Raw genomic sequence first — 19957 nt, forward strand, 5'->3', positions numbered from 1 at the left:
CGAAGAATGGTCCTCCGGTGGCTCGCGGGCCTGTTTCCAGGAACGGCTTCAGCGCCTCCATCACCGCGAGAGACGGCGCCACTCAATGAAGAACCCGCGAAGCGATCATAGGTAAGTGGGGCGTCCACGCTCGGCAGCGATGGCATTTGCCCTGGTGGCAGACCCCCAAAAAAACATGAGTAAACGCAGCCTAAGTAAAGGAGATACGCATGGCTAGAATGGCTTGGTTCCCTGGCGTCAAACCCCTTTTCACAGAATTCGGCGTCGACTACGGCCTCAAAGGAGACCAGCTGGCCGATGACGGGTCGATGACGCTGACCGGCATCGCCGATTCCAATGTCGCGGTTCCCGCACTTCAACCGGATGTCAATGGTTTGCCGCTCGTCGGCACCGTGCGCGACACCCTGAGAGCGGCGAGGTCAGACATATGGGACCACGTGGACAACGGCGGCATAACCGCCCCTGACGCCAAGGGCGCCGTCACGCGCTCGGACGCCGGGACACTTAGTGCCCCGTTCCAGCCGTCGAATACCTTTACGGCCATGACCACTTCGTCCGATGGCATCAGTGCTTCCGCAAGCTTCAGCGCAAGCGTCACGACCGGCACGAGCACCCTTCCGACGTCGGTGACCCTGGTGCACACCATACTGACGTCGCAGTGGTCACCGGCGAGCCCCGACCCCTCGGGGATCACCTATATCTCTCATCTCGGCACGCTACTGATTTCCGACGCCGAAGTTGATGAGATGTCGATATTTACGGGCAAGAATGCCTTTGAAATGAGTCTGAGTGGCCAGCTGGTGAGACCGTTCACCACCATCAGTTTTTCGGATGAGCCGAGTGGGGCTGCTTACAATCCGACCAATCGGCATCTCTATTTCTCCGACGACACCGGTACGAGGAAAGTATACGAGCTTAATCCCGGAGCGGACGGGCTTTACAACACGTCCGACGACACTGTGACCTCATTCAAGACGGGGGCATTTGGCAGCAAAGATCCGGAAGGGCTAACCTACGACACCACACGCGGAGTTCTATACCTCGCGGATGGCGCAGGGAAGATCTACACCATCAACCCGGGTGCGAACGGCAAGTTCGACGGCGTGCCGTCCGTAGGCGGCGATGACGTAGTGACGAGTTTTTCAATGGGCACGCTGACAAACGGGGATCCCTGCGTCGAATACGACCCGGTCCACGATCTGCTCTACGTCATCAAGTCACGTACCGAGGTGGCCATGTTGACAACGACGGGCGAATTGTTGGGGACCCTGGACATCTCGGCGGCAAACGCGCGCAAACCGGCAGGGCTGGCGCTGGCGCCGAGCAGCGGGGATGCCAACCAGATGAGCCTTTATATCGTCGATCGCGGCGTGGACAACGACTCGAACCCGAACGAGAACGACGGCAAGGTGTACGAATTCATGCTCGATCACTGGCTGCTTTCCTGAACAGCGCAGAGAATGCTCGTCCGAGCAGCCGCTACGTCACGCCGTCTGGCAGGACGCGGCCAAGGCCTGATTTCTGGTTGCTATATGGCGCCCGGGGCAGGCCTCGCTCTGCTGATGGCGTCGAAAAGCCCCGGTACGCAATGGAGAGCTTGCCCCACGCATGAACCCAAGAACTGAAAAGAGCGAGCGCAAAGGAGATACGACATGGCTAGATTGGCTCGGTTTCCTGGTATCAAACCCCTCGTCACAGAATTCGGCGTCGACTACGGCATCAAAGGTGACCGACTGGCCGATGACGGGGCGATGATGCTGATCGGCATCGCCGGTGCGGATGTCGCGAGGCGTCTTTGTGCCGATGGCGCTCTGCCCGAGACGGTAATCTTGAACGGGAGTGGCGATCGGGGCTTCGCCACGCACAAGCTTTCGGAAGATAACGATGGCGTCGCTGCCGAAACTGGCGGTGACAACAGCTTGCAGTTCCCGGTCTCCTTCTTGGCAGACATCCTTCCCGCACTTGAACGTGATGCGAACGGTTTGCGGCGTGTCGGCACCGTGCACGACACCCTGAAAGCGGCCAGCTCCGACATATGGAACCACGTGGACGACAGCTGTATTGGTAGCCGCGTCAGCGACATCGCCACGACACCGGGGGCGACGGCGAATGCCAGAGAAACGGCGGCAGAAACCGGGTCGACGGAGCGGGCGGCAACGGCGTCGGCACGCCAGGCCGACCAATCGCCGGAGCCGGCTGCGTTCGCAACCGGCACCGACGATACGGAGACCCCCACAGCGATGAGCTTGCAGAGCCTCGCGGTCACCAGCAGCCTGCTTGCCGCTGACCAGATCTTCGAGACAAGGGTGGCGTCGGGTGCCGATGACGTCGAGGAACGGGCTTCGGGCTCGATGTCGAGCACCAGCAGCGATATCGAACTCACTGTCGATGACGGCATAAACCAGACGGTCGGGCTCCGCTTCACCGGCATCGACGTCCCCCGGGGCGCGATCATCACCAACGCCTACATCCAGTTCACGGTCGACGAGGTGACCACCGGGCTGATTTCGCTGCTGATCCGTGGCGAGGACGCGGACGACGCGGCGGCCTTCACCACCGCCCAGTTCAATGCCTCCTCACGGCTGACCACCAACGCGGCCGTGGCCTGGGCACCACCGGACTGGGCGACGCGCGGCGAGTCCGGCCTGGCCCAGCGCACGCCGGATCTTGCGGCCATCATACAGGAGATCGTCGATCGCTTGGGCTGGCAGGCGCTCAACGACATGGTGTTCCTGATCACCGGCACCGGTACGCGCACGGCGGAAGCCTTTGAGGGCGGTGCGGCGCGCGCGCCACTGCTGCACATCGAATACTATGTGCCGCCGGCCAGCGATCCGGTCGTCTTCAACACGCCGGCCGATATCAACACGGCCACCAATCAGATCGCCGAACTCGCCGCCGCAGGCACGCAAGTCGGGATCACCGCCTCGGCCAGCGATCCCGATGCCAGCGATACGGTCACCTACAGCATTGACGACCCGCGCTTTGCCATCAATGCCACCACCGGCGTCATCACCCGCTCGAACACCGGGACGCTCGATTTCGAGACCCAGACTTCGATCACTCTGAGGGTGACCGCGACCTCGTCCGACCGAAGCGCCGCGACCCAGACATACACCCTCAACATCCTCAACAGCCAGGAGGCCGTCGCCTTCAACACTCCGGCCGACACCAACACGGCCACCAACCGGATCACCCAGAACGCTGCCGCAGGCACCCAGGTGGGCATCACGGCCTCGGCCAGTGATCCCGACGCCGGCTCCACCGTCACCTATAGCGTCAACGACGCGCGCTTCACGATCGCTGCCAACGGCGTCATCACCCGTTCCGGCACCGGGACGCTCAATGCTCAGACCGAGCCGTCGATTTCCCTCGTCGTAACGGCAACCTCCTCGGATGGAAGTACGGACACCGAAAGCTTCAACCTGCAGGTCGGGACCGGCACGAGCAATCAGCTCCCGACTTCGGCCAGCTTGGTGCGGACCATACTGACATCGCAGTGGTCGCCGGCGAGCCCCGATCCTTCGGGGATCACCTATATCTCGCATCTCGGCACGCTGTTGATTTCCGACGCGGAAGTCGACGAGATGTCGATCTATAAGGGCAAAAATCTCTATGAAATGAGCCTCGGCGGGCAGCTCGTTAGGTCGCTCACTACCGCAAGTTTCTCTGATGAGCCGAGCGGGGTTGCTTACAATCCGACCAATCGGCATCTGTTTTTCACGGACGACACCGGTACCAGGAGCATCTACGAGCTCAACCCTGGAGCGGACGGGCTCTACAGTACGTCCGACGACATCGTGACCTCGTTCAAGACGTCGACCTTCGGCAGCTCGGACCCGGAGGGCATAGCCTTCGACACCAAGCGTGGCGTCCTGTACATCGCGGATGGGTCGGCGAAGATCTACACCATCAACCCCGGTGCGAACGGAAAGTTCGAGGGCGCCGGCGACGATATAATTACGAATTTCTCGATAGGCTCGCTGACCAACGGGGATCCCTGCGTCGAATACGATCCGGTCCACGATCTCCTCTACGTCATCAAGTCGCGGACTGAGGTGGCCATGCTGTCCACGACCGGCCAGTTGCTGGGGACGCTGAACATCTCGGCCGCACAAGCCCGCAAGCCGGCCGGTTTGGCGCTGGCGCCGAGCAGCGCGGATGCGAACCAGATGAGCCTCTACATCGTCGATCGCGGTACGGACAACGATTCGAACCCGAACGAGAACGACGGCAAGGTGTATGAGTTCTTGCTCAACCCCTGGCTGCTTGCCTGAATGAACCAGCCACGATGACCGGCCCGCTGGGGCCGGTAGACCGGCCGACTATCAACCGGTCCGGGTACGGTTCCCATCCGATCTTCGGAAATACTCAGCTCTCGCAGTCGATTGCGGCGGCGGGCGATTGTGTTCGCTCGCGTCGTGGCACCGGCTTTGAGAGATCGCATCAATCGAGGCGCTCAACCTGGCAGCGGTAAGGGGATAGCACATGTCGAAACTACCTCGCATTCCGTCTAGCGCAATCGACGCGAAACTGCTCGCGATCGACTTCGATCTGAATTTCGATCTCATTGGCGACCACCTGTTCGATGACGGTTTCACGTCATTGTTCGGAGCCGCCATTCCGACCGTGAGGGGGCTTCTCGATCCCTGCTCGGGGAGTATCGGTATTCCCGATCACGGCGACCGATCCGGCGAGGCCGGCAAGGACGGTGACAACCCAGCTTCCGATGCTGCACCGCCCGAAAGCAACAGTCCGACCGACGGTTTCGGAGGCAAACAGCCTTCCAGCCCCGAACGGCGGACAAGCGGGAGCGACCCGGATGAGGCGTCCGTCCCGACGGCGAACGCGACGGATGAAAGCCCGCAAACGCTCAGCACCGCCGCCGTCAGTCTGCTTGCCGCCCCCTCGATCTTCGAGGCAAGGGTCGCCTCGAGCGCCGACGACGCCGAGGAGCGGTCGAGCGGCTCGACGTCGTTGAACAGCAGCGACCTCGAATTGACCGTCGACGACGGCACCGGACAGACCGTCGGGATCCGCTTCACGGGCATCGACATTCCCAAGGGCGCGATCATCACCAACGCCTACATCCAGTTTACAGCAGACGAAGTGACGAGCGGAGCGGTCTCGCTGTTGATCCGCGGCCAGGATGCGGACGACGCTGCCGCCTTCACCACCGCCAAATTCAACGTTACCTCGCGCCCGACGACGGATGCATCCGTCGCGTGGACGCCAGCGGGTTGGACGGTACGCGGCGAGGCTGGCGCCGGACAACGCACGCCGGACCTCAGCGCGATCATCCAGGAGATCGTCGACCGCCTGGGTTGGGCTGCCCTCAACGATATCGCCTTCGTGATCACCGGCACCGGCACGCGCACGGCAAAAGCCTTCGACGGCGGTGCTGCGACGGCGCCGCTTCTGCACATCGAATATCAAATACCGTCGGCCAGTGATCCGGTCGTCTTCAACAGCCCGGCCGACAGCAATTCCGCCGCCAACCAGATCGCCGAGCTCGCGGCGGCCGGCACAGCCATCGGCATCACCGCTTCGGCGAGCGATCCCGATGCCGGCGATACGGTGACCTACAGCATCGACGACGCGCGCTTCGCGATCGATTCCAACGGCGTTATCACCCGCTCGGCAACCGGTACGCTGGACTTCGAGACGCAGAGCTCGATCACGCTGACGGTGACGGCCACGTCGTCCGACCGCAGCATCGCAACCCAGACATACACGCTGAACATCCTCAACAGCCAGGAGGCCGTCGCCTTCAATACGCCGGCAGACACCGACACCGCCGCCAACCAGATTGTCCAGAACGCTGCGGCGGGCACAAGGGTCGGCATTACGGCCTCGGCCAGGGATCCCGACGCAGGATCGACCATTACCTACAGCGTCAACGATTCTCGCTTCGCGATCGATGCCAACGGCGTCATCACCCGCTCGGGTACCGGGACACTCAATGGCCAAACCGAGCCGTCGATCACCCTGACGGTGACTGCAACCTCTTCCGACGGCAGCACCGCAACCGAGAACTATACGGTCAACGTGGGTTCGCAGACTGGACCGCAGACCATTTTTGAGAAAAGGATTGCGGCGAGTATCGACGACGTCGAGCAGCGCGATACCGGTGCGATGACGACCAACAGCAGCGATCTCGAGCTGGCGGTCGACGGCGCCAAGATCCAGACCATCGGGATGCGCTTCACCGGCATGGACATCCCCAAGGGTGCCATCATCACCAATGCCTATATCCAGTTTACGGTGGACCAGGTGAGCACCGGGGCTGTGTCGCTGCTGATCCGCGGTCAGGACGTCGACGATGCCGCCGACTTCACCACCGCGCAGTTCAATCTCTCCTCACGCCCGACCACCGACGCCTCCGTCGCCTGGGCGCCGCCGGATTGGACAACACGGGGCGCAGCCGGACTTGCCCAGCGCACGCCGGATCTGAAGGCGATCATCCAGGAGATCATCGACCGCGGCGGCTGGACGGCGCTCAACGACATGGTGTTCGTCGTCGCCGGCACCGGCACACGCACGGCCAGGGCGTTTGACAGCAGCGCCGCATCCGCACCGCTGCTTCATATCGAATATTATGTGCCGCCGGCGAGCGATCCGGTCGCCTTCAACAGCCCGGCTGACAGCAATTCCGCGGCCAACCAGATCGCCGAACTGGCAGCCGCCGGCATGGCGATCGGCATCACCGCCTCTGCCAGCGATCCGGACGCCGGCGACACCGTCACCTACAGCATCGACGATACGCGCTTTGCCATCGACTCCAACGGGGTCATCACTCGTTCCGGCAACGGCACGCTCGACTTCGAAACCGAAAGCTCGATCACGCTGACAGTGACGGCGACCTCGTCCGACCGAAGCACCGCCACTCAGACCTTCACGCTCGGTGTCCTTAACAGCCCCGAGCCGGTTGCCTTCAACAACCCGGCCGACACCGACACGGCCACCAACCGGATCGTCCAGAGCGCCGCCGCCGGAACCAGGGTCGGCATCACCGCTTCGGCCAAGGATTCCGATGCCGGCTCTACCGTTACCTACAGCGTCAACGACGCGCGCTTTGCCATCGATGCGAATGGCGTCATTACCCGTTCCGGCACCGGCACGCTCAATGCGCAAAACGAGCCGTCGATCGTTCTTCACGTGACGGCGACCTCGTCGGACGGCAGTACCGCCACGCACGACTACACCGTCAGCGTCGCGGCCCAGGCCGGGCCGCAGACCCTCTACCGTTTTGCCGTGTTCGGCGATGCGGGCGACGCCAATCTCACCGGAGAAAAGGCGGTCGCGGCGCTCATTCACAGCTGGAACGTCGATTTCATCCTCACCATAGGCGACAATGTCTCGTCATCCGGGCAGACCTATGAGACGGTGGTCGGCCAGCAGTACCACGACTACATCGGCAACTATCAGGGCGCCTATGGACCCGGCAGCAGCATCAACCGCTTCTTCCCGATAATCGGCGACAACGAATACGAGACGAATAACGTCTCCAATTACTTGAACTATTTTACGCTGCCCGACAACGAGCGGTATTACGACTTTCAGATTGGCCCGGTGCACTTCTTCGGGCTGAACAGCAACAGCGAGGAGCCGGATGGCCGCACCTCCACATCGGTCCAGGGCCAATGGATGCGCTCCACTCTCGAAGGCTCCGATGCGACCTTCAACGTCGCCTACTTCCACCACACGGCCTATAACCCGGACGGCGGATCCAGCAGCATGCGGTGGCCATTTGAGAACTGGGGCGTGAATGCCGCATTCGCCGGACACAGGCACGGCTACTACCGCGAAAATCGCGACGACAACGGCGATGGTGTCCAGCTTCCTTATCTCTCGACGGGCTTCGCCGGCGACGGCCGCGAAATTCCCAATGTCGGCGCCACTCTCGTCACCATCACCGATCAGGGCATGCTGATCGAAGTCTATAACGTCACCAGTTTCAACGGCACCACCGCAACCAGCAGCCTTACCGACTCCTACTTCGTCGCCACGCCGACGGGTCGTACCCCGACGATCGTTAATGGCGGCTATGCGATAAACGGTACCAACGGGGCCGATTATCTATGGGGACTCGGCAGCAATGCGACGCTGACGGGCGGACGCGGCAACGATACGCTGGTCGGCGGCAACAACACCAACCTGTTCGTGTTCCGCGTCGGCGACGGGAATGACACGATCGTGAATTTCCGGGCCGGTGCCGGCATTGGGGACGTCCTCGATCTGCGTGCCTTCGGCATAGACAGCGCCATCGAGTTCCAGCAGGCGGCCACGAACCAGGGCTCGAATGTGGTGGTCAGTCTTGGTGGTACGGACCAGATCACCTTGCTGGGCGTTCGTGAAGATCAGTTTCACGATGACGACTTCCGCAAGGATCTCCTCCTGGTGTAGTTCTCGTATCGAGGCGGTCTCCGGAGGTGTGCGGCGAGCTGATCGCGACCGCCGAACGTGTCGGCCGCGTCCGGCACCCCCGCCGTTCCCAACAAAAAAGCCGGCACTTGGTGCCGGCTTTTTTGTGATCGACTATTTACTCATAGGGACTTCGCGGGCTACAGGCCGCGGGTGTTACCGGTGGCGCAAAGCTCCGCTGTCGCCTGCGAATTGCTGCGTAGTTCTCCTCAAATGAGAGTTGACGAAACATGCGGCAAGACCGCCAGGCAGCAACGTCAGACTATCCCTTGTGTTTCCCACGCAGAAGAAGACGTGCCAGACGCTTGGTCGGCCCGTGATGATGATGCTTCTTCTTTCCCCATCCATGACCGCGATGTGAGCCGCTAGACTTGGCGATGGCGTCAGAACTCAGGCTGGTGCCCAGCAGAAGCGTAATAGACGGCGGTGTTACAACAGCGAAACGCCCGGCCTTCGTAAGAAAATCACGACGTGCTTGCGCTTCTGATGTTAAGCTCTCGAGCTTTTTTTCTGGCCCTTCGGCATTCGATATCGACATCCCGCGCCCCTATAATATAAAAATATTAGAAGTGATTAATAATAACATTACAAGTCAATAATTGCAACGATCAATATCGGTTGATTGTGCTTAAATCTTTGAGTGTAGATCTTTGTCGAGCAGCAACAGGCCAATGCGGCGCGCCAAGAAGACTGGGCCGCGGCGGACCAGTTTCTGGAGGCGTGAAAGCCGCCTGGTGCCCCACAGCAAGTTGCCGGCAAGACGCAGCGGGGCGCCAAGAAATGGGTGTCTGGACGCAAAAATGCGCCTCCAATGGTGGAGACGAATGATCGGGCGCCGCGCACACTCGGCTGGAATGCTGGTCCCGAAGAAGTAGCGCAAGGCGAGAAGTTGCGTATCCACGGCGTTGCGCGCGTTCTTGTCCGGCAGCGATGCCCGCAGCGCCGTCCAGTCGATTGCATCGCCTTCCGCCATCAACGCCAGATCATGCATGTGCCTGAGCTCGATCCTGCCGCGCCAATAATCTCCCTCCTTGACAAGATCATGCAGTATCCAGTGCAGGGCGCGAGACGTCGCGGCTGGAATTTTTGCCCGCAAGCCATACTGCTCAATGAGCGTCGGCTGCTCCAGACCATCTGCTCGATACGGGCGGAGTTCAAGCACGCCGGCGTCTTGCGGGCGCGACATGCCGCGACCGTAAGCCACTTGAAGATAGCCAATCTCTTCGAGACAGGCTTGGGCGGGTGCCTCTTCGCCCGCAGCTACGGCTAAGTCGAGGTCGCTCGTCATCCGGCTCGGCGGGTGATCGGGCGGCGAAAGAAACAATCGGACGGCGCCCTTCAACAGAACCGGAACGATGCCGCGCCGGTTGAGAGCGGCGACGGCCTCCTTCAACTGCTGCCGCAAGCGCAGGTTTCGTTGCCGATTGCAATCGTGAATGAACTCGAGATACTCGCGCACATCCGCAGGGACACGCTGAAGTTGACCAGCCTCATCGAGCGACGAGAACAAGGCGGGGGTGACCAAAGTGTGGTTGGCAAGCGCAATCACGGCTTGCCAATCTGCCTTGTCAGTCACGCGACCGCCGAGGCCGGCCACCAACGTATCAAGCGCGTTTCCTGAGCGCATTATCGACAGGCTCTCCGGACCAGTTCGACCGCATCCTGCAGGTCGGAATAGGTCAGGCAATAGACCTCCGCAGATCGGATAACGTGGCTCAGCACGTCGAACGCGGCATTGCCCAACTCCTGGCCGGGCGCGAACGCGCCACTGAGCAGGCCGCGCAAGGCGCCGACCGTGTCGACAGGATCCAAGCGAGGCCGGGAGACGCGATCTCGCCGGAGAAGAATCACCCAGCCTATGGCACTCGGCCGCGGCTGCACGAAGTCCTGCGGCAGAACATAACGCACACGCTTGCTGTCCGGGCGACGAAAGATCGGGGCTCGATCGAGGGCGGGATAGCCTTCGGCCAGCAGCGGCCATGCGCCCGGTTTGATCGCGGGCGCAAAGGGAAGCCCCACGCCAAGTCCGTCGGCGTCCAGGAGCGTCACATCGTCCGCGACGAAGCCGAATCCCGCCCGCGCCAGTGCCAATGTCAACGTGGTCTTGCCGGCCCCTGGCGCACCGCAGAGCAGGAGGAGGCGCTCGCGCTTCAGCAGGGCGGCCGTATGGAGGGCAAGTTCATATTTCGCGTGTTTGAGAATGTCGCTCAGCAGTTCCCCTTTGAGGACCGTGGCGAGCTCTTCCGGGGAACAGGACAGAACCCATTCACCATTGCGGAACAGTCGGATCCTCTCGCCGTGCTCGACGGGCTGGAGGACAATGTCGGCGATCTCGTTGCGGCTTTCGAGATGCTTGAAAACGGTGCTCGCCGGAAAGGCATGGGCGGCTGGATAGACAATCTGGATGGTGCGGCCCGCTACAGCCAGCATTTGGCTGACATGCTGGTCGGGCGCGGCGCAGGCAGAAGGCGGACAGGGCCGGATCAGGCCCAGTTGTTCCCAATCTTTGAGCGCCGCCTCGACATGCCTGTAGGCTTCGGCAGTATCGAAGGGGCCGCGGGCGATTTTGCGCGAGATGGCCGCCGGTGGCATGCCCTCCTGCAGGGAGCGCCAGATATCAACGGCAGTGTCGTTGAGGGCGAAAATGGCGCGTTGGGACGGACTGAACAGAATATTCTGTTCCTTGATGCGCACGAGCTGCGCCTGGACCACAAACCTTGCCGCTTTGTCATCGGCAGGACCTTGCGCGGCCATCCTACCAATCGCCTCTTGATGGATCATGACGTTCCTTCCGCTCGCCGGAAGCGGCGATCATTGGAGTTGTTCGGCATGTCGGGGCCGGCGGTGGCCGTGGCGACATCGCTCGGCAGGCGATCGCCCCAATCGGCGAACGCCGTCGGATTGCGCACGAGCCGCCAACGCAACCATAGCCCAGTGGCAAGCGAGGTCAGGATCGAGGCGAGGACGAGCGCAGTAAACATGCGGCTGTCGATGATGCCGGCCGCATGCGCTACGCTGGCAAGCACGATGCCCGGGCCACCGCGCGTGTTCATGGCGATGCCGTAGTCAAACGCCCTGCCCCAATCGGTATTCGCCATTCTGGCGGCGAGGACGCAGCTCGTCAGTTTGATGGTCGTGCTCAGTACGATGAACAACAGGGTGAGGGTGCTGTCGAACTCGTGCGCGAGATTGAGCCGCTGCCCAACCAGGGCGAAGTAGATCGGCACGAAAAACCAGATTGCGATATCCGCGATGTGTTGCTTTACGGGCGCGAGATGCCGGGAGGGAAACCGCGCCATCACCAGGCCCGCAACGAGCGCTGCGAACACGATGTTCACGTTCAGGAGGCTGGCCGCCGCCACGAAGATCAGGCACAGCAGCATGGTATAGCCGGTAAAAGGCGCTTCGCTGAACTTGCCGATGATCCACCGACGGACCGCCCGCACGCCTGCCGGCGCGAAGAAGAGCGAGCCGAGCACGAAGGCAAGCGTGATGGCGACGACGCGCCCGATGCCTGCTGCGTTGGCGGCTTCTCCATGCTGCACCGCCGTGGCGACCGCAAGGATGGTCCACAGAATGAGATCCTGGATGGTGGCGGCGCCGATGATGTTGCGCGCGAACGACGTGCCCATCAAGCCGAGATCGAGAAAGAGACGCGAGATGACGGGGATAGAGGTCACGGACAGCGCGATGCCCATCACCAGCGCGAAGGCGAAAGGATCGCCGAGGCGAGTGTCCGCAAACAGCGAGGCGCCCGCATAGCCAAGTGCAAACGGGACCATGAGCGCGCCGAAGACCAGCGCCGAAACGATGCGGCCCGACGCTCCCGCACCCTCGGCCTGCACTTTGAATCCGGCGGTGAACATCAGCAGGACGAGGCCGAACCAGTAGAAAGCGGTGAGCAGGGCGCCCTGCGCGGGAAAAGCGGCGAAGAGCCATTTGTGCGCCTCGGGCGAGATTACCCCCAGTACAGACGGACCAAGCGCTATTCCGCCGACGATCTCACCGATAACGCGTGGCATCTTCAGCCGCTCGAACACGTGGCCACCGCCCAGAGCGCAGATAAGCAGCAGGACCAGGGAGAGGAAAAAACGCGCGGTTTCGGAATCGTTCATGCTGCGACCTCAATTGCTAACGCGTTTCAGGAAGTGAACCTTGGGCACTATCGATTCCGCATCGACGCCGCTCCGCGCGCGCCTGTCAGTCCTGTGCATAGGAAGCAACGATGCGTGCCGTCAGTTCGTCCAACGAATGCAATTCGGTATCGAGGATGAGGTCTGGGCTCTCGGGCGGTTGATAGGCGCTGTTGTAGCCGATGAGAGTATTGATCTCGCCGCGCATCGCCTTCCCGTACAGCCCCTTCGGATCCCTTTGCGCGCAACCTTGAATGGAGCAGGCGACATAGCCGATCGTCAGGTTTATCGCGTTTTGGCGAACATAGGCGCGCGCATCGTCCCCAGCCGTCAGCGCGGCGACCACGACGTTGAGGCCCGCGTCGGCTGCCTTGTTGGCCAAATGCACCAGGATTGAGACGACGCGCAACCGGCTGTCTGCGCCGAATCCGAGCTGCTCGCCAAAGAAATCGCGGACCTCGTCACCGTCGAAGAGAATGGCGGGAATACCGTTCTTTCTCAAGTCCGCGACGACGCGGGTCGCCAGCGTCGTTTTGCCCGCCGAGGTCGGTCCGAGTAGCCACAGCACGGTTCCGGCTTGCAGACGAGCGTTCTCCTGCCGAATTTCGGGCGCCAAATACGTCATTCCGTTCACCACCGGTCCTCCCCCAGCCTTGTGCTATTCCTGGAAAAGCGCGTGCTTCATCATCAATTCGGCGCGGACGATGTCTTGGACCTCGGAGCGCATCATCCAATTCGGCAGCGCTTCTCCGGCCATCAAGGCGCGCCTGATTTCCGTGCCGCTGATGGGCTGCGCGGTCTCGCAGGCATTGAGATCGACATAGCGTTCGGAGTGGGTGTCGTAGCCGATCGCGTCAAAGAAGATCGGTTCAATGCCCAAGTCGCCGAGTTCTTCGAATAGCTCCCGACTGGAGTTCGGCCCGTAGAAGCCGCCGACGCCGGAATGATCGCGCCCGATAATGAAATGCGTGCAGCCCATGTTCTTGCGGCAAAGAGCCGTGAAGACTGCCTCGCGGGGGCCGGCAAACCGGGGATAGGTAATGAAGCTTGCAAGGACCACCTTACCCGACGGGTAAATGCCGTAGTCGAGCATCGCCTGGTAGCCGTCGAGGATGAGATGCGGCAGGAAATCTCCACGCTTGGCATGCCCCACGATAGGGTTGACCAACAGGCCGTCGGCATAGGTGCGGTTCAGGGCCTCGATCTGAATCGCCTCGTGCCCGCGATGGATGAGGTTGCGGCTGTGGAAGGCGACCACACGGCTCCAGCCTTTATGAGCAAAAACCGTACGCAACTGCGAAGGGGTCAGGTCATAGCGCCGGTATGGCAAGGGCAGCGGTTGAATAAGGGTGACGTTGCCTGCCAGGAAGTGGCCGCCGCGCGCACGCACGCGGGCGACGCCGGGGTGCTCGTGCGAAGCGGTGCCGAACCACTTCCGCGCGAGAAGCTCGGGCTCGAAATGATAGGCCTCGGATACTTCGAGCACGGAATGCGGCGATCCGCATGTGGTGGACAGCAGGATCCGGTCACCTTTCGAGTAGCGGCTTGCGGTTTCTTTCGGCACGGCGAGCACCAACGGCATTGTCCAGATCAGTCCGGAGGGGAGCCGATTGTCCTCGAGCACGCTTTCCAGGCACGCCCTGTCCATGAAGCCGCGAAGGGGCGAGAAGGTGCCGCGGACGAGCTGCTCGACATCCGTCAGTTCGTCATCGCCGACCGTGATCGACGGCAAGTTCTTGATGTCCGGGTTGTCGGCCGGTCCCATGGTCTGGCAGACGAGACGCCCGCCGTGGGGCTCGGCACCGGCGATCAGCGACGAAGGGCGCACCCGGATAGGCCGTCCGCCATTGTTGACATTCCGCTGGAATTGCTCCGCTACCTTTACCACCATCCGGGCGCAGTTTACCGGGTACTGGCCGATGGCGGTCTCGGCTGCCAGGACGAGGCCATCAGCACCATCCGCGAGCGTGTTGTAGATGTCGTTGACCTCGGCGCGGGTTGGTGTCGGCGCGCTCGTCATCGACTCGAGCAGGTTCGTCGCGACATAGGCTTTGGCGCCATGTGCTTTCGCCCCGCGAATGATCATCTTCTGGATGGCCGGAATCTGTTCGATCGGGACTTCCCGGGACAGGTCTCCCCGGTCAATGAGGATGGCGTTCGACTTCTCGGCGATCGCTGCCAGGTTGCGCAACCCGCTCAGACATTCAATTTTGGATATGATTACCGCGTCGTCGCCCGCATGCGAGCGGACCACGTCGACATCGGACGCGCGATGTGCGAAGGAGAGCGCGACGTGGCGGATGCCCATTCGTCTGCCGATTGCGATCGCGGCGAGGTCCTTCCCGGTGAGCGGCGGCATGTCGAGCGGTCGCTGAACCGTCACGGCCTTGTTCTGGCCGATCTCCCCCCCGTTCAGGATCCGGAGAGTTACTTCGTCGCTGCGTTTCTCCACGACCTGAGACAGGACAGCATTGAAATCGATGCTGACGAAATCGCCGACTTCAAGCTTGTTGACGATATAAGCCGGATACAGGCTGATACTGAACTGGTCGCCGGCCACCGGCCGGGCGTGCGCCGTCACGAACCGGTTCTCCCGTACGATTATCTTGCCGTCGGCCAACGGTCCGGTCCGAACCTGTGCGCCTTCGGTGTCCAGGCAAAGCGGAATGCATGTACGCTGCTGGACGAACTTGATGATCCGCTCGAGTTCCTCGACCTTCGTGTGCGATAGGTTGAGGCGCAAAAGCGAAGTGCCGGCCCGCTCCAACCAATGGATGACCCGGTCATTGAGGGACGCTGGACCCAGCGTGCACAAGAGCTCGACTTCCCTGGCTTTCATGGTTTCCACCTTTGCGTCCGATTCGAATTGATGAACGTCATGAATGCGCTGTAGCGCAGCCCGAGCGCTTCCGTTCAACCGGCAAGCGCGTCGGCATCGATCCCGATTCCGCCTGGGAATGAACCCTTGCGGGATGATTTTACGTTTCGTCGTCCGAGAAGCGGGGGACCTCGGGATGGGCGGTGATCCAGCGTCGGCGGGCCTTTTCCCAGTATGTGCGGGCGTCAGCGCCGGTCAGCAAATCAAAGCCTCTCGGCGGTAGCGGCAGCGCGGGCGGGATTGGCTCGTCGGGTAGCCATAGGAGGGCGTTGCCGTGGCTTTCGATCATCCTCTGCCAGGTTCGCTCCAGTCGACGAAATCCCCGCATGTTTGCCGAGGAAAGCGCAAAGACGGACCCTGTAATCCTCAATTTCGGGGATACGTCAGAGGCTTTGACGGGGGCTTGATGCGTCACCTCGCCCTTGGCGAGATAGGGGTGCATTCGGATCAGCGATCGGTCGATCGTTACGATTTCCTCGCTGCCGTCGCGATCACGCGATCCCGGGTCGAGGCTGATCCCCGAGAAACATCCGTCGAAGAGGCAATCCTCAATGACGCCGCTGACGAGATAGTCATTTTCCACCGCGTCGTCCCTGACCTCGCTTAGCCAGGAGCCTTTCAAGCAGAAGCCGTTCGCTCGCTCGGCGAAGCGAATACCATCCCAGCAGCGGCGCGCGCGCACGCCCTCTATCGTCGCCCTCGTCGTTCCATCTCGGACAAGCAGAGCGGCGCTGTTGCAGTATGCATGTCCCCAGTCCGCCTTGAGCGGCACCTCGCCGTCGATGCGCCCCCCGACGAACCGAACTCCGGGGCAGTTGCGAATAACGACGGGATAAGGATTTACCGGCCGTCGGCCTATATCGCAGCCGATAATCGCGTTTGGTCTTGGGTTGCGGCTGTTGGCGACTGCGAAGGAGGCATTTCTTGCGTCGATTGTCGCTTCGGCCTGGAGGTTGCGAATGATTTTCTGCTCGTAGCCGAATTCACCGGTCAATACGATGTGGCCGCGTTCCGCCTCGGCTTTAGCGATAGGCGCTCGCCGGGCGCCTATCGTGTCCGAGCCGAACATCAGACCGAGCGGGGGACAGACGCCGGCAAGGCGCAGGAATGACCGGCGGTTCATCTCCATGCTCAGCGGCTTTCCGAGGCGGCTTGCCGATACCTGCCGCGATAGGCCAAGCGCACCGCCGAAAGCGTCGCATCCGCCACCTCTTGGGGGGACGTCGACGCGGTCACGTCGACTGTCGCCAGCGTTGGTATGCGATCCGACGCTTTGGCACTCCTCCGAAGATCGGCCGCCATCTTGCGGTAGGCGCGTTCCGCCTTGGTCCAGAGCGCACCCTCACCATCCGGAACACCTCTTTGCAGCCGTGACGCCCGGTCATCTCTTCCCCGGAGCCGATCCTGCGCAAGATCGATCCCGCCGCGCAAATCCACAAAAACAATATCGTCCACGCCGATGGCGGACAGGATATCAAGCCAATGTTCCGACGTTTTGCGATCCCTGCTTTTCAGGAGGACCGACCAAAATCCCTGCAGCAATCCCTGATCCAGGATCGTGACGGCGGCACCTTTCGACCTTTCTTCCTGGAGATAGGCGGCGACCGACCACAGGTGCCATGTCCAACGGATTAGATCGATCGGCTTTTCCTGCCCGCCTTGGGCAATGTATCTTACGATTCTTGCGGCTATCGAACGAAATTCTCGATCAACCAACCTGGGAAGAACGAGGCCGACTCTGTGCACTTGCCGTGCGAGCAGTGGTTTGTCTTCCCATGTTATTCTTTTCTCGTCGACGACGCAGCCGCCCTGCTGCAGCCTTGCGGCCAGGACGCTGGAAGCCGTCGTCTTCCCGATCCCCGGCAGACCATAGAATTCGACAAAACGAATGCCCTTCGGAAGAAGCTGCCCCGCAACGCTTTGCGCGTCACCACTGGGCGTCGTCTCGCGTAACCCTTCTGACGTCATCGGATCAGGTCCAAAGCGGCCGTCCTCAGGTCCTTAGCGTTCGGACGGCGTGCGGCATCACGCCGGCGAATGCCCGGTCGCTCCCTTCAGCACCAGCCTGGATCGATCGCTGCACGTTGCGGTAGGCGATCAGCAATGCGAGCGGAATCCAAAAGAACGGCGCCGTCGATGGACCGAAAGAGTCGCTCATCTGGTTTGCCAGGAGATAGTTCCACACACAAACCGACGTCCCGAGCACCATTACATTCGCGCCGGTGGAGTAGGTACTCCTGCCTTTGCCACGCAAGGTGGCGATGACGGCGCCGATCAGGTAAATCATGACGATGAGGACCAAAACTGCTATGAGCGCGACGCCCGGGACACCCAAGGTTCGGAAGTATTCAACGAACAGGTTGTGGCTATGGGGAGCGATATCGCCGATCGGTTGACCCGCCCCCACACCCGTGAACGGATGCGCGAGACCCAGGTCGATCGAAATGGACCACAGCCGCTCGCGCGATATGATCGAATGCGCCTCACCGCCGGATAGTTGCGTCGTCAACAGCCGGTAGGCCCTTGGGTTAAGCGATTGCAGAATGAACAAGGCGCCCTGAAGCACTAGGGGGGCTGCGACCGCTCCCGCAATGATCGTCAATGGCCGTTGTCGTCTGACTGCGAGATAAATTGCATAGAGGGCAAAGAAGAGACCGAGCCCTATGACGCCGACGACGAAGTTGGTCTTGGAACCCGATTTCACCAAACCGAGGAGCACGGCCACGAGGCAACCGAACAAAAGCAGCCGGTGTTTGCGTGCAATGACGAGTCTGGCCGCGAGAAGCGGCAGGCCCGCCGACATGGCGATGCCCAACTGGTTTGCGTGTTTGAAATAGCCGGCCGCTCTATCGGCGAATTTGGCGCCGCCGAGTCCGACGATGACGAGGCATGCTGTTGCAACGCTCATGACGATCATCGCAGTGACGAGCCTGTCCACCACGACCGACCCGTTCGGTTTGGCGGAAATTACCGCAATCGCGGGAATCGTGGCGAAACCGAAGACTTGCGCGAAAACCGCTCGCATGGTCCGCATCGGATTGCCGGTATAAAGCATCGACACCAGCGACAGGATGATGATCAGGCCAGCGGTGCTCAGCAAGGCCGCGGCCACAGCCGCTTCGGTGCGGTGAACGCGTCTTGCGAGGTCGCCATAGGACGCCATGCTTATCGTGGCGCAACACAGTGCCAGCAGGAAGGAAAACGAGCCATCCGTTCCAGCAATCCGCGTGGCACCGGGAAACCAGATCGAAGCGATAAGCAATAAAAGGGAGATTTGAAGCAAGGATGATCCGGTACGATCACGGCGCAAAAATCAGGCTCGCAAGGTGCGTACGACCCCGCAGCATGGTGTTGCGCGAATGAATTTAGGCGGGAGGCTTCGCGACGTCCGGCGGCTGAATTGATACAATGGAAATAGAATTTTTTGTCGAAAGCAATTCTAACTAAGCTGCCGCACTACAGGTGAATATCCCCGCATTCCAATAGCGTTTTCCGCTTGCGGCGCCGATCGGAAATCGTTGATCGCCTAGGGCGCTACCTTAATGATCAAGATAAACTGAAGCTTATTCTTATGCAAGTTACGCCCTTCGTCTGAGCCCCGTATGATCTCCGGCCTTGGGTGGTTCTTGCCAATCCTTCGAGTCTCGACACGGCAGAAAGCGATTGTCGGTCAGTCGTCATCGTCGAAGCCGAGATCTCTTGTGCTCGTCCCTCTCGGTTCCTGTGCCGGTGGACGGTCCGGAAACAGATCGTTGATCTTGTAGGCGACCTCGGTCCTGTTGGCCGCCTTGATCTTTTTCATGATGTTGCGGACGTGGACCTTTACCGTGCTTTCCCGCAGGTTGAGTTCGAAAGCGATGACCTTGTTTGCCTTGCCGCGCCGCAGCGCCTCCACCACTTCCGCCTGGCGATCGGTGAACAAACCGGCCAGCGGCCGCTCGGCGGCGCCCCCCGTTTCGAACAGGTGGCGCATCGCGAAGACGCTGCTCGCCGGAAGGAAGATGCCACCCGCCAGGGAAAGCGAGATAGCCTCGATACAGACCTCCACGCCTACGGAGGAAGGAATATAGCCCTTTGCTCCACATTCCAGAGCCTTCACGATCTGTGTTAGATCGTCCCTGTCCGACAGGACGATCACCGGAACCGGAGCGAGCTCGGATGCGAGTATCGTGATTTCCTGTTCAACAGCCGGATCATCGACCCTCTTGTCCGCAATGTTCAAGAGGATTGCCGACGGTGGCGTGTCTTCCTCGCGATGCCGGCGCCAATCCTTGGAGGACTCGAACGTAAGAATAGCCCTGTCCGGATTGTCGGCGGCGATGTTTCGCGCAAGGCTGTCGCGCCAAAGAACCCGCTCGTCGATGATGACAAGGTGCCGGTCTTGTGGCGGCTGCACGTCTGTTTCCGTTGCCTGTGGTTCGTCGCCGGCGTCCTCTTGATGAGACTTGGCTTCGACCTCCCCATTCCCTCGACCTTCTGGGCTCGATGGGTTCATGGCCGTAGCCCTCGGCAATTCGTCCAA

13 protein-coding genes are annotated in these 19957 nt (G+C 61.2%); 3 read left to right on the top strand and 10 right to left on the bottom strand.

From position 1 onward, the window contains the following. The first annotated feature begins 209 nt into the window (after window positions 1-209). From RHIBR816_RS34135 to RHIBR816_RS35280, 3 genes are all read left to right on the top strand, one after another. The gene (locus RHIBR816_RS34135; protein WP_198294143.1) at window positions 210-1448 is read left to right on the top strand and encodes a hypothetical protein; all 1239 of its coding nucleotides are present in this window, start codon (window positions 210-212) and stop codon (window positions 1446-1448) included. Between the two features lie 204 nt (window positions 1449-1652). After that, the gene (locus RHIBR816_RS37960) at window positions 1653-4277 is read left to right on the top strand and encodes an RTX toxin (protein WP_198294144.1); all 2625 of its coding nucleotides are present in this window, start codon (window positions 1653-1655) and stop codon (window positions 4275-4277) included. A 211-nt stretch (window positions 4278-4488) separates the two neighbouring features. Beyond that, complete coding sequence (locus RHIBR816_RS35280) at window positions 4489-8406, top strand: metallophosphoesterase (RefSeq protein WP_018237170.1); 3918 nt, start codon at window positions 4489-4491, stop codon at window positions 8404-8406. Window positions 8407-8686: 280 nt separating this feature from the next. Here RHIBR816_RS35280 and RHIBR816_RS37495 read toward each other — a convergent pair whose 3' ends face one another. The 10 genes from RHIBR816_RS37495 to RHIBR816_RS0113990 all read right to left on the bottom strand — a co-directional run bounded on the left by RHIBR816_RS37495 (window position 8687) and on the right by RHIBR816_RS0113990 (window position 19930). Then, window positions 8687-8962, bottom strand: a complete 276-nt coding sequence (locus RHIBR816_RS37495) for a hypothetical protein (RefSeq protein ID WP_084811071.1) — start codon at window positions 8960-8962, stop codon at window positions 8687-8689. Window positions 8963-9052: 90 nt separating this feature from the next. Beyond that, a complete protein-coding gene (locus RHIBR816_RS0113950; RefSeq protein WP_245262589.1) occupies window positions 9053-10021 on the bottom strand; it encodes a nucleotidyltransferase family protein in 969 nt (322 codons plus the stop codon). A 29-nt stretch (window positions 10022-10050) separates the two neighbouring features. After that, window positions 10051-11205 (bottom strand): PqqD family protein, encoded by a 1155-nt coding sequence (locus tag RHIBR816_RS0113955; protein ID WP_018237172.1) that lies wholly within the window; start codon window positions 11203-11205, stop codon window positions 10051-10053. Further along, window positions 11202-12539: a cation:proton antiporter gene (locus RHIBR816_RS0113960; RefSeq protein ID WP_018237173.1), complete on the bottom strand. Its 1338-nt coding sequence runs from the start codon at window positions 12537-12539 to the stop codon at window positions 11202-11204. The genes RHIBR816_RS0113955 and RHIBR816_RS0113960 overlap by 4 nt, the downstream gene beginning before the upstream one ends. Before the next feature lie 85 nt (window positions 12540-12624). Next, complete coding sequence (locus tag RHIBR816_RS0113965) at window positions 12625-13182, bottom strand: adenylyl-sulfate kinase (RefSeq protein ID WP_084811072.1); 558 nt, start codon at window positions 13180-13182, stop codon at window positions 12625-12627. A 33-nt stretch (window positions 13183-13215) separates the two neighbouring features. Further along, window positions 13216-15396 (bottom strand): pyruvate kinase, encoded by a 2181-nt coding sequence (locus tag RHIBR816_RS0113970; RefSeq protein ID WP_018237175.1) that lies wholly within the window; start codon window positions 15394-15396, stop codon window positions 13216-13218. Between the two features lie 139 nt (window positions 15397-15535). Beyond that, entirely contained in the window at window positions 15536-16558 is a 1023-nt protein-coding gene (locus tag RHIBR816_RS0113975) for a hypothetical protein (protein ID WP_157628185.1), read from the bottom strand. Window positions 16559-16566: 8 nt separating this feature from the next. Continuing rightward, a complete protein-coding gene (locus tag RHIBR816_RS0113980; RefSeq protein ID WP_018237177.1) occupies window positions 16567-17403 on the bottom strand; it encodes an AAA family ATPase in 837 nt (278 codons plus the stop codon). A 25-nt stretch (window positions 17404-17428) separates the two neighbouring features. Next, window positions 17429-18745, bottom strand: a complete 1317-nt coding sequence (locus tag RHIBR816_RS0113985) for an O-antigen ligase (RefSeq protein ID WP_157628187.1) — start codon at window positions 18743-18745, stop codon at window positions 17429-17431. A gap of 360 nt (window positions 18746-19105) precedes the next feature. Then, a complete protein-coding gene (locus RHIBR816_RS0113990; protein WP_026186976.1) occupies window positions 19106-19930 on the bottom strand; it encodes a response regulator transcription factor in 825 nt (274 codons plus the stop codon). Window positions 19931-19957 lie beyond the last annotated feature (27 nt).

The organism is Ensifer sp. BR816 (assembly GCF_000378985.1).
Taxonomy (GTDB): domain Bacteria; phylum Pseudomonadota; class Alphaproteobacteria; order Rhizobiales; family Rhizobiaceae; genus Sinorhizobium.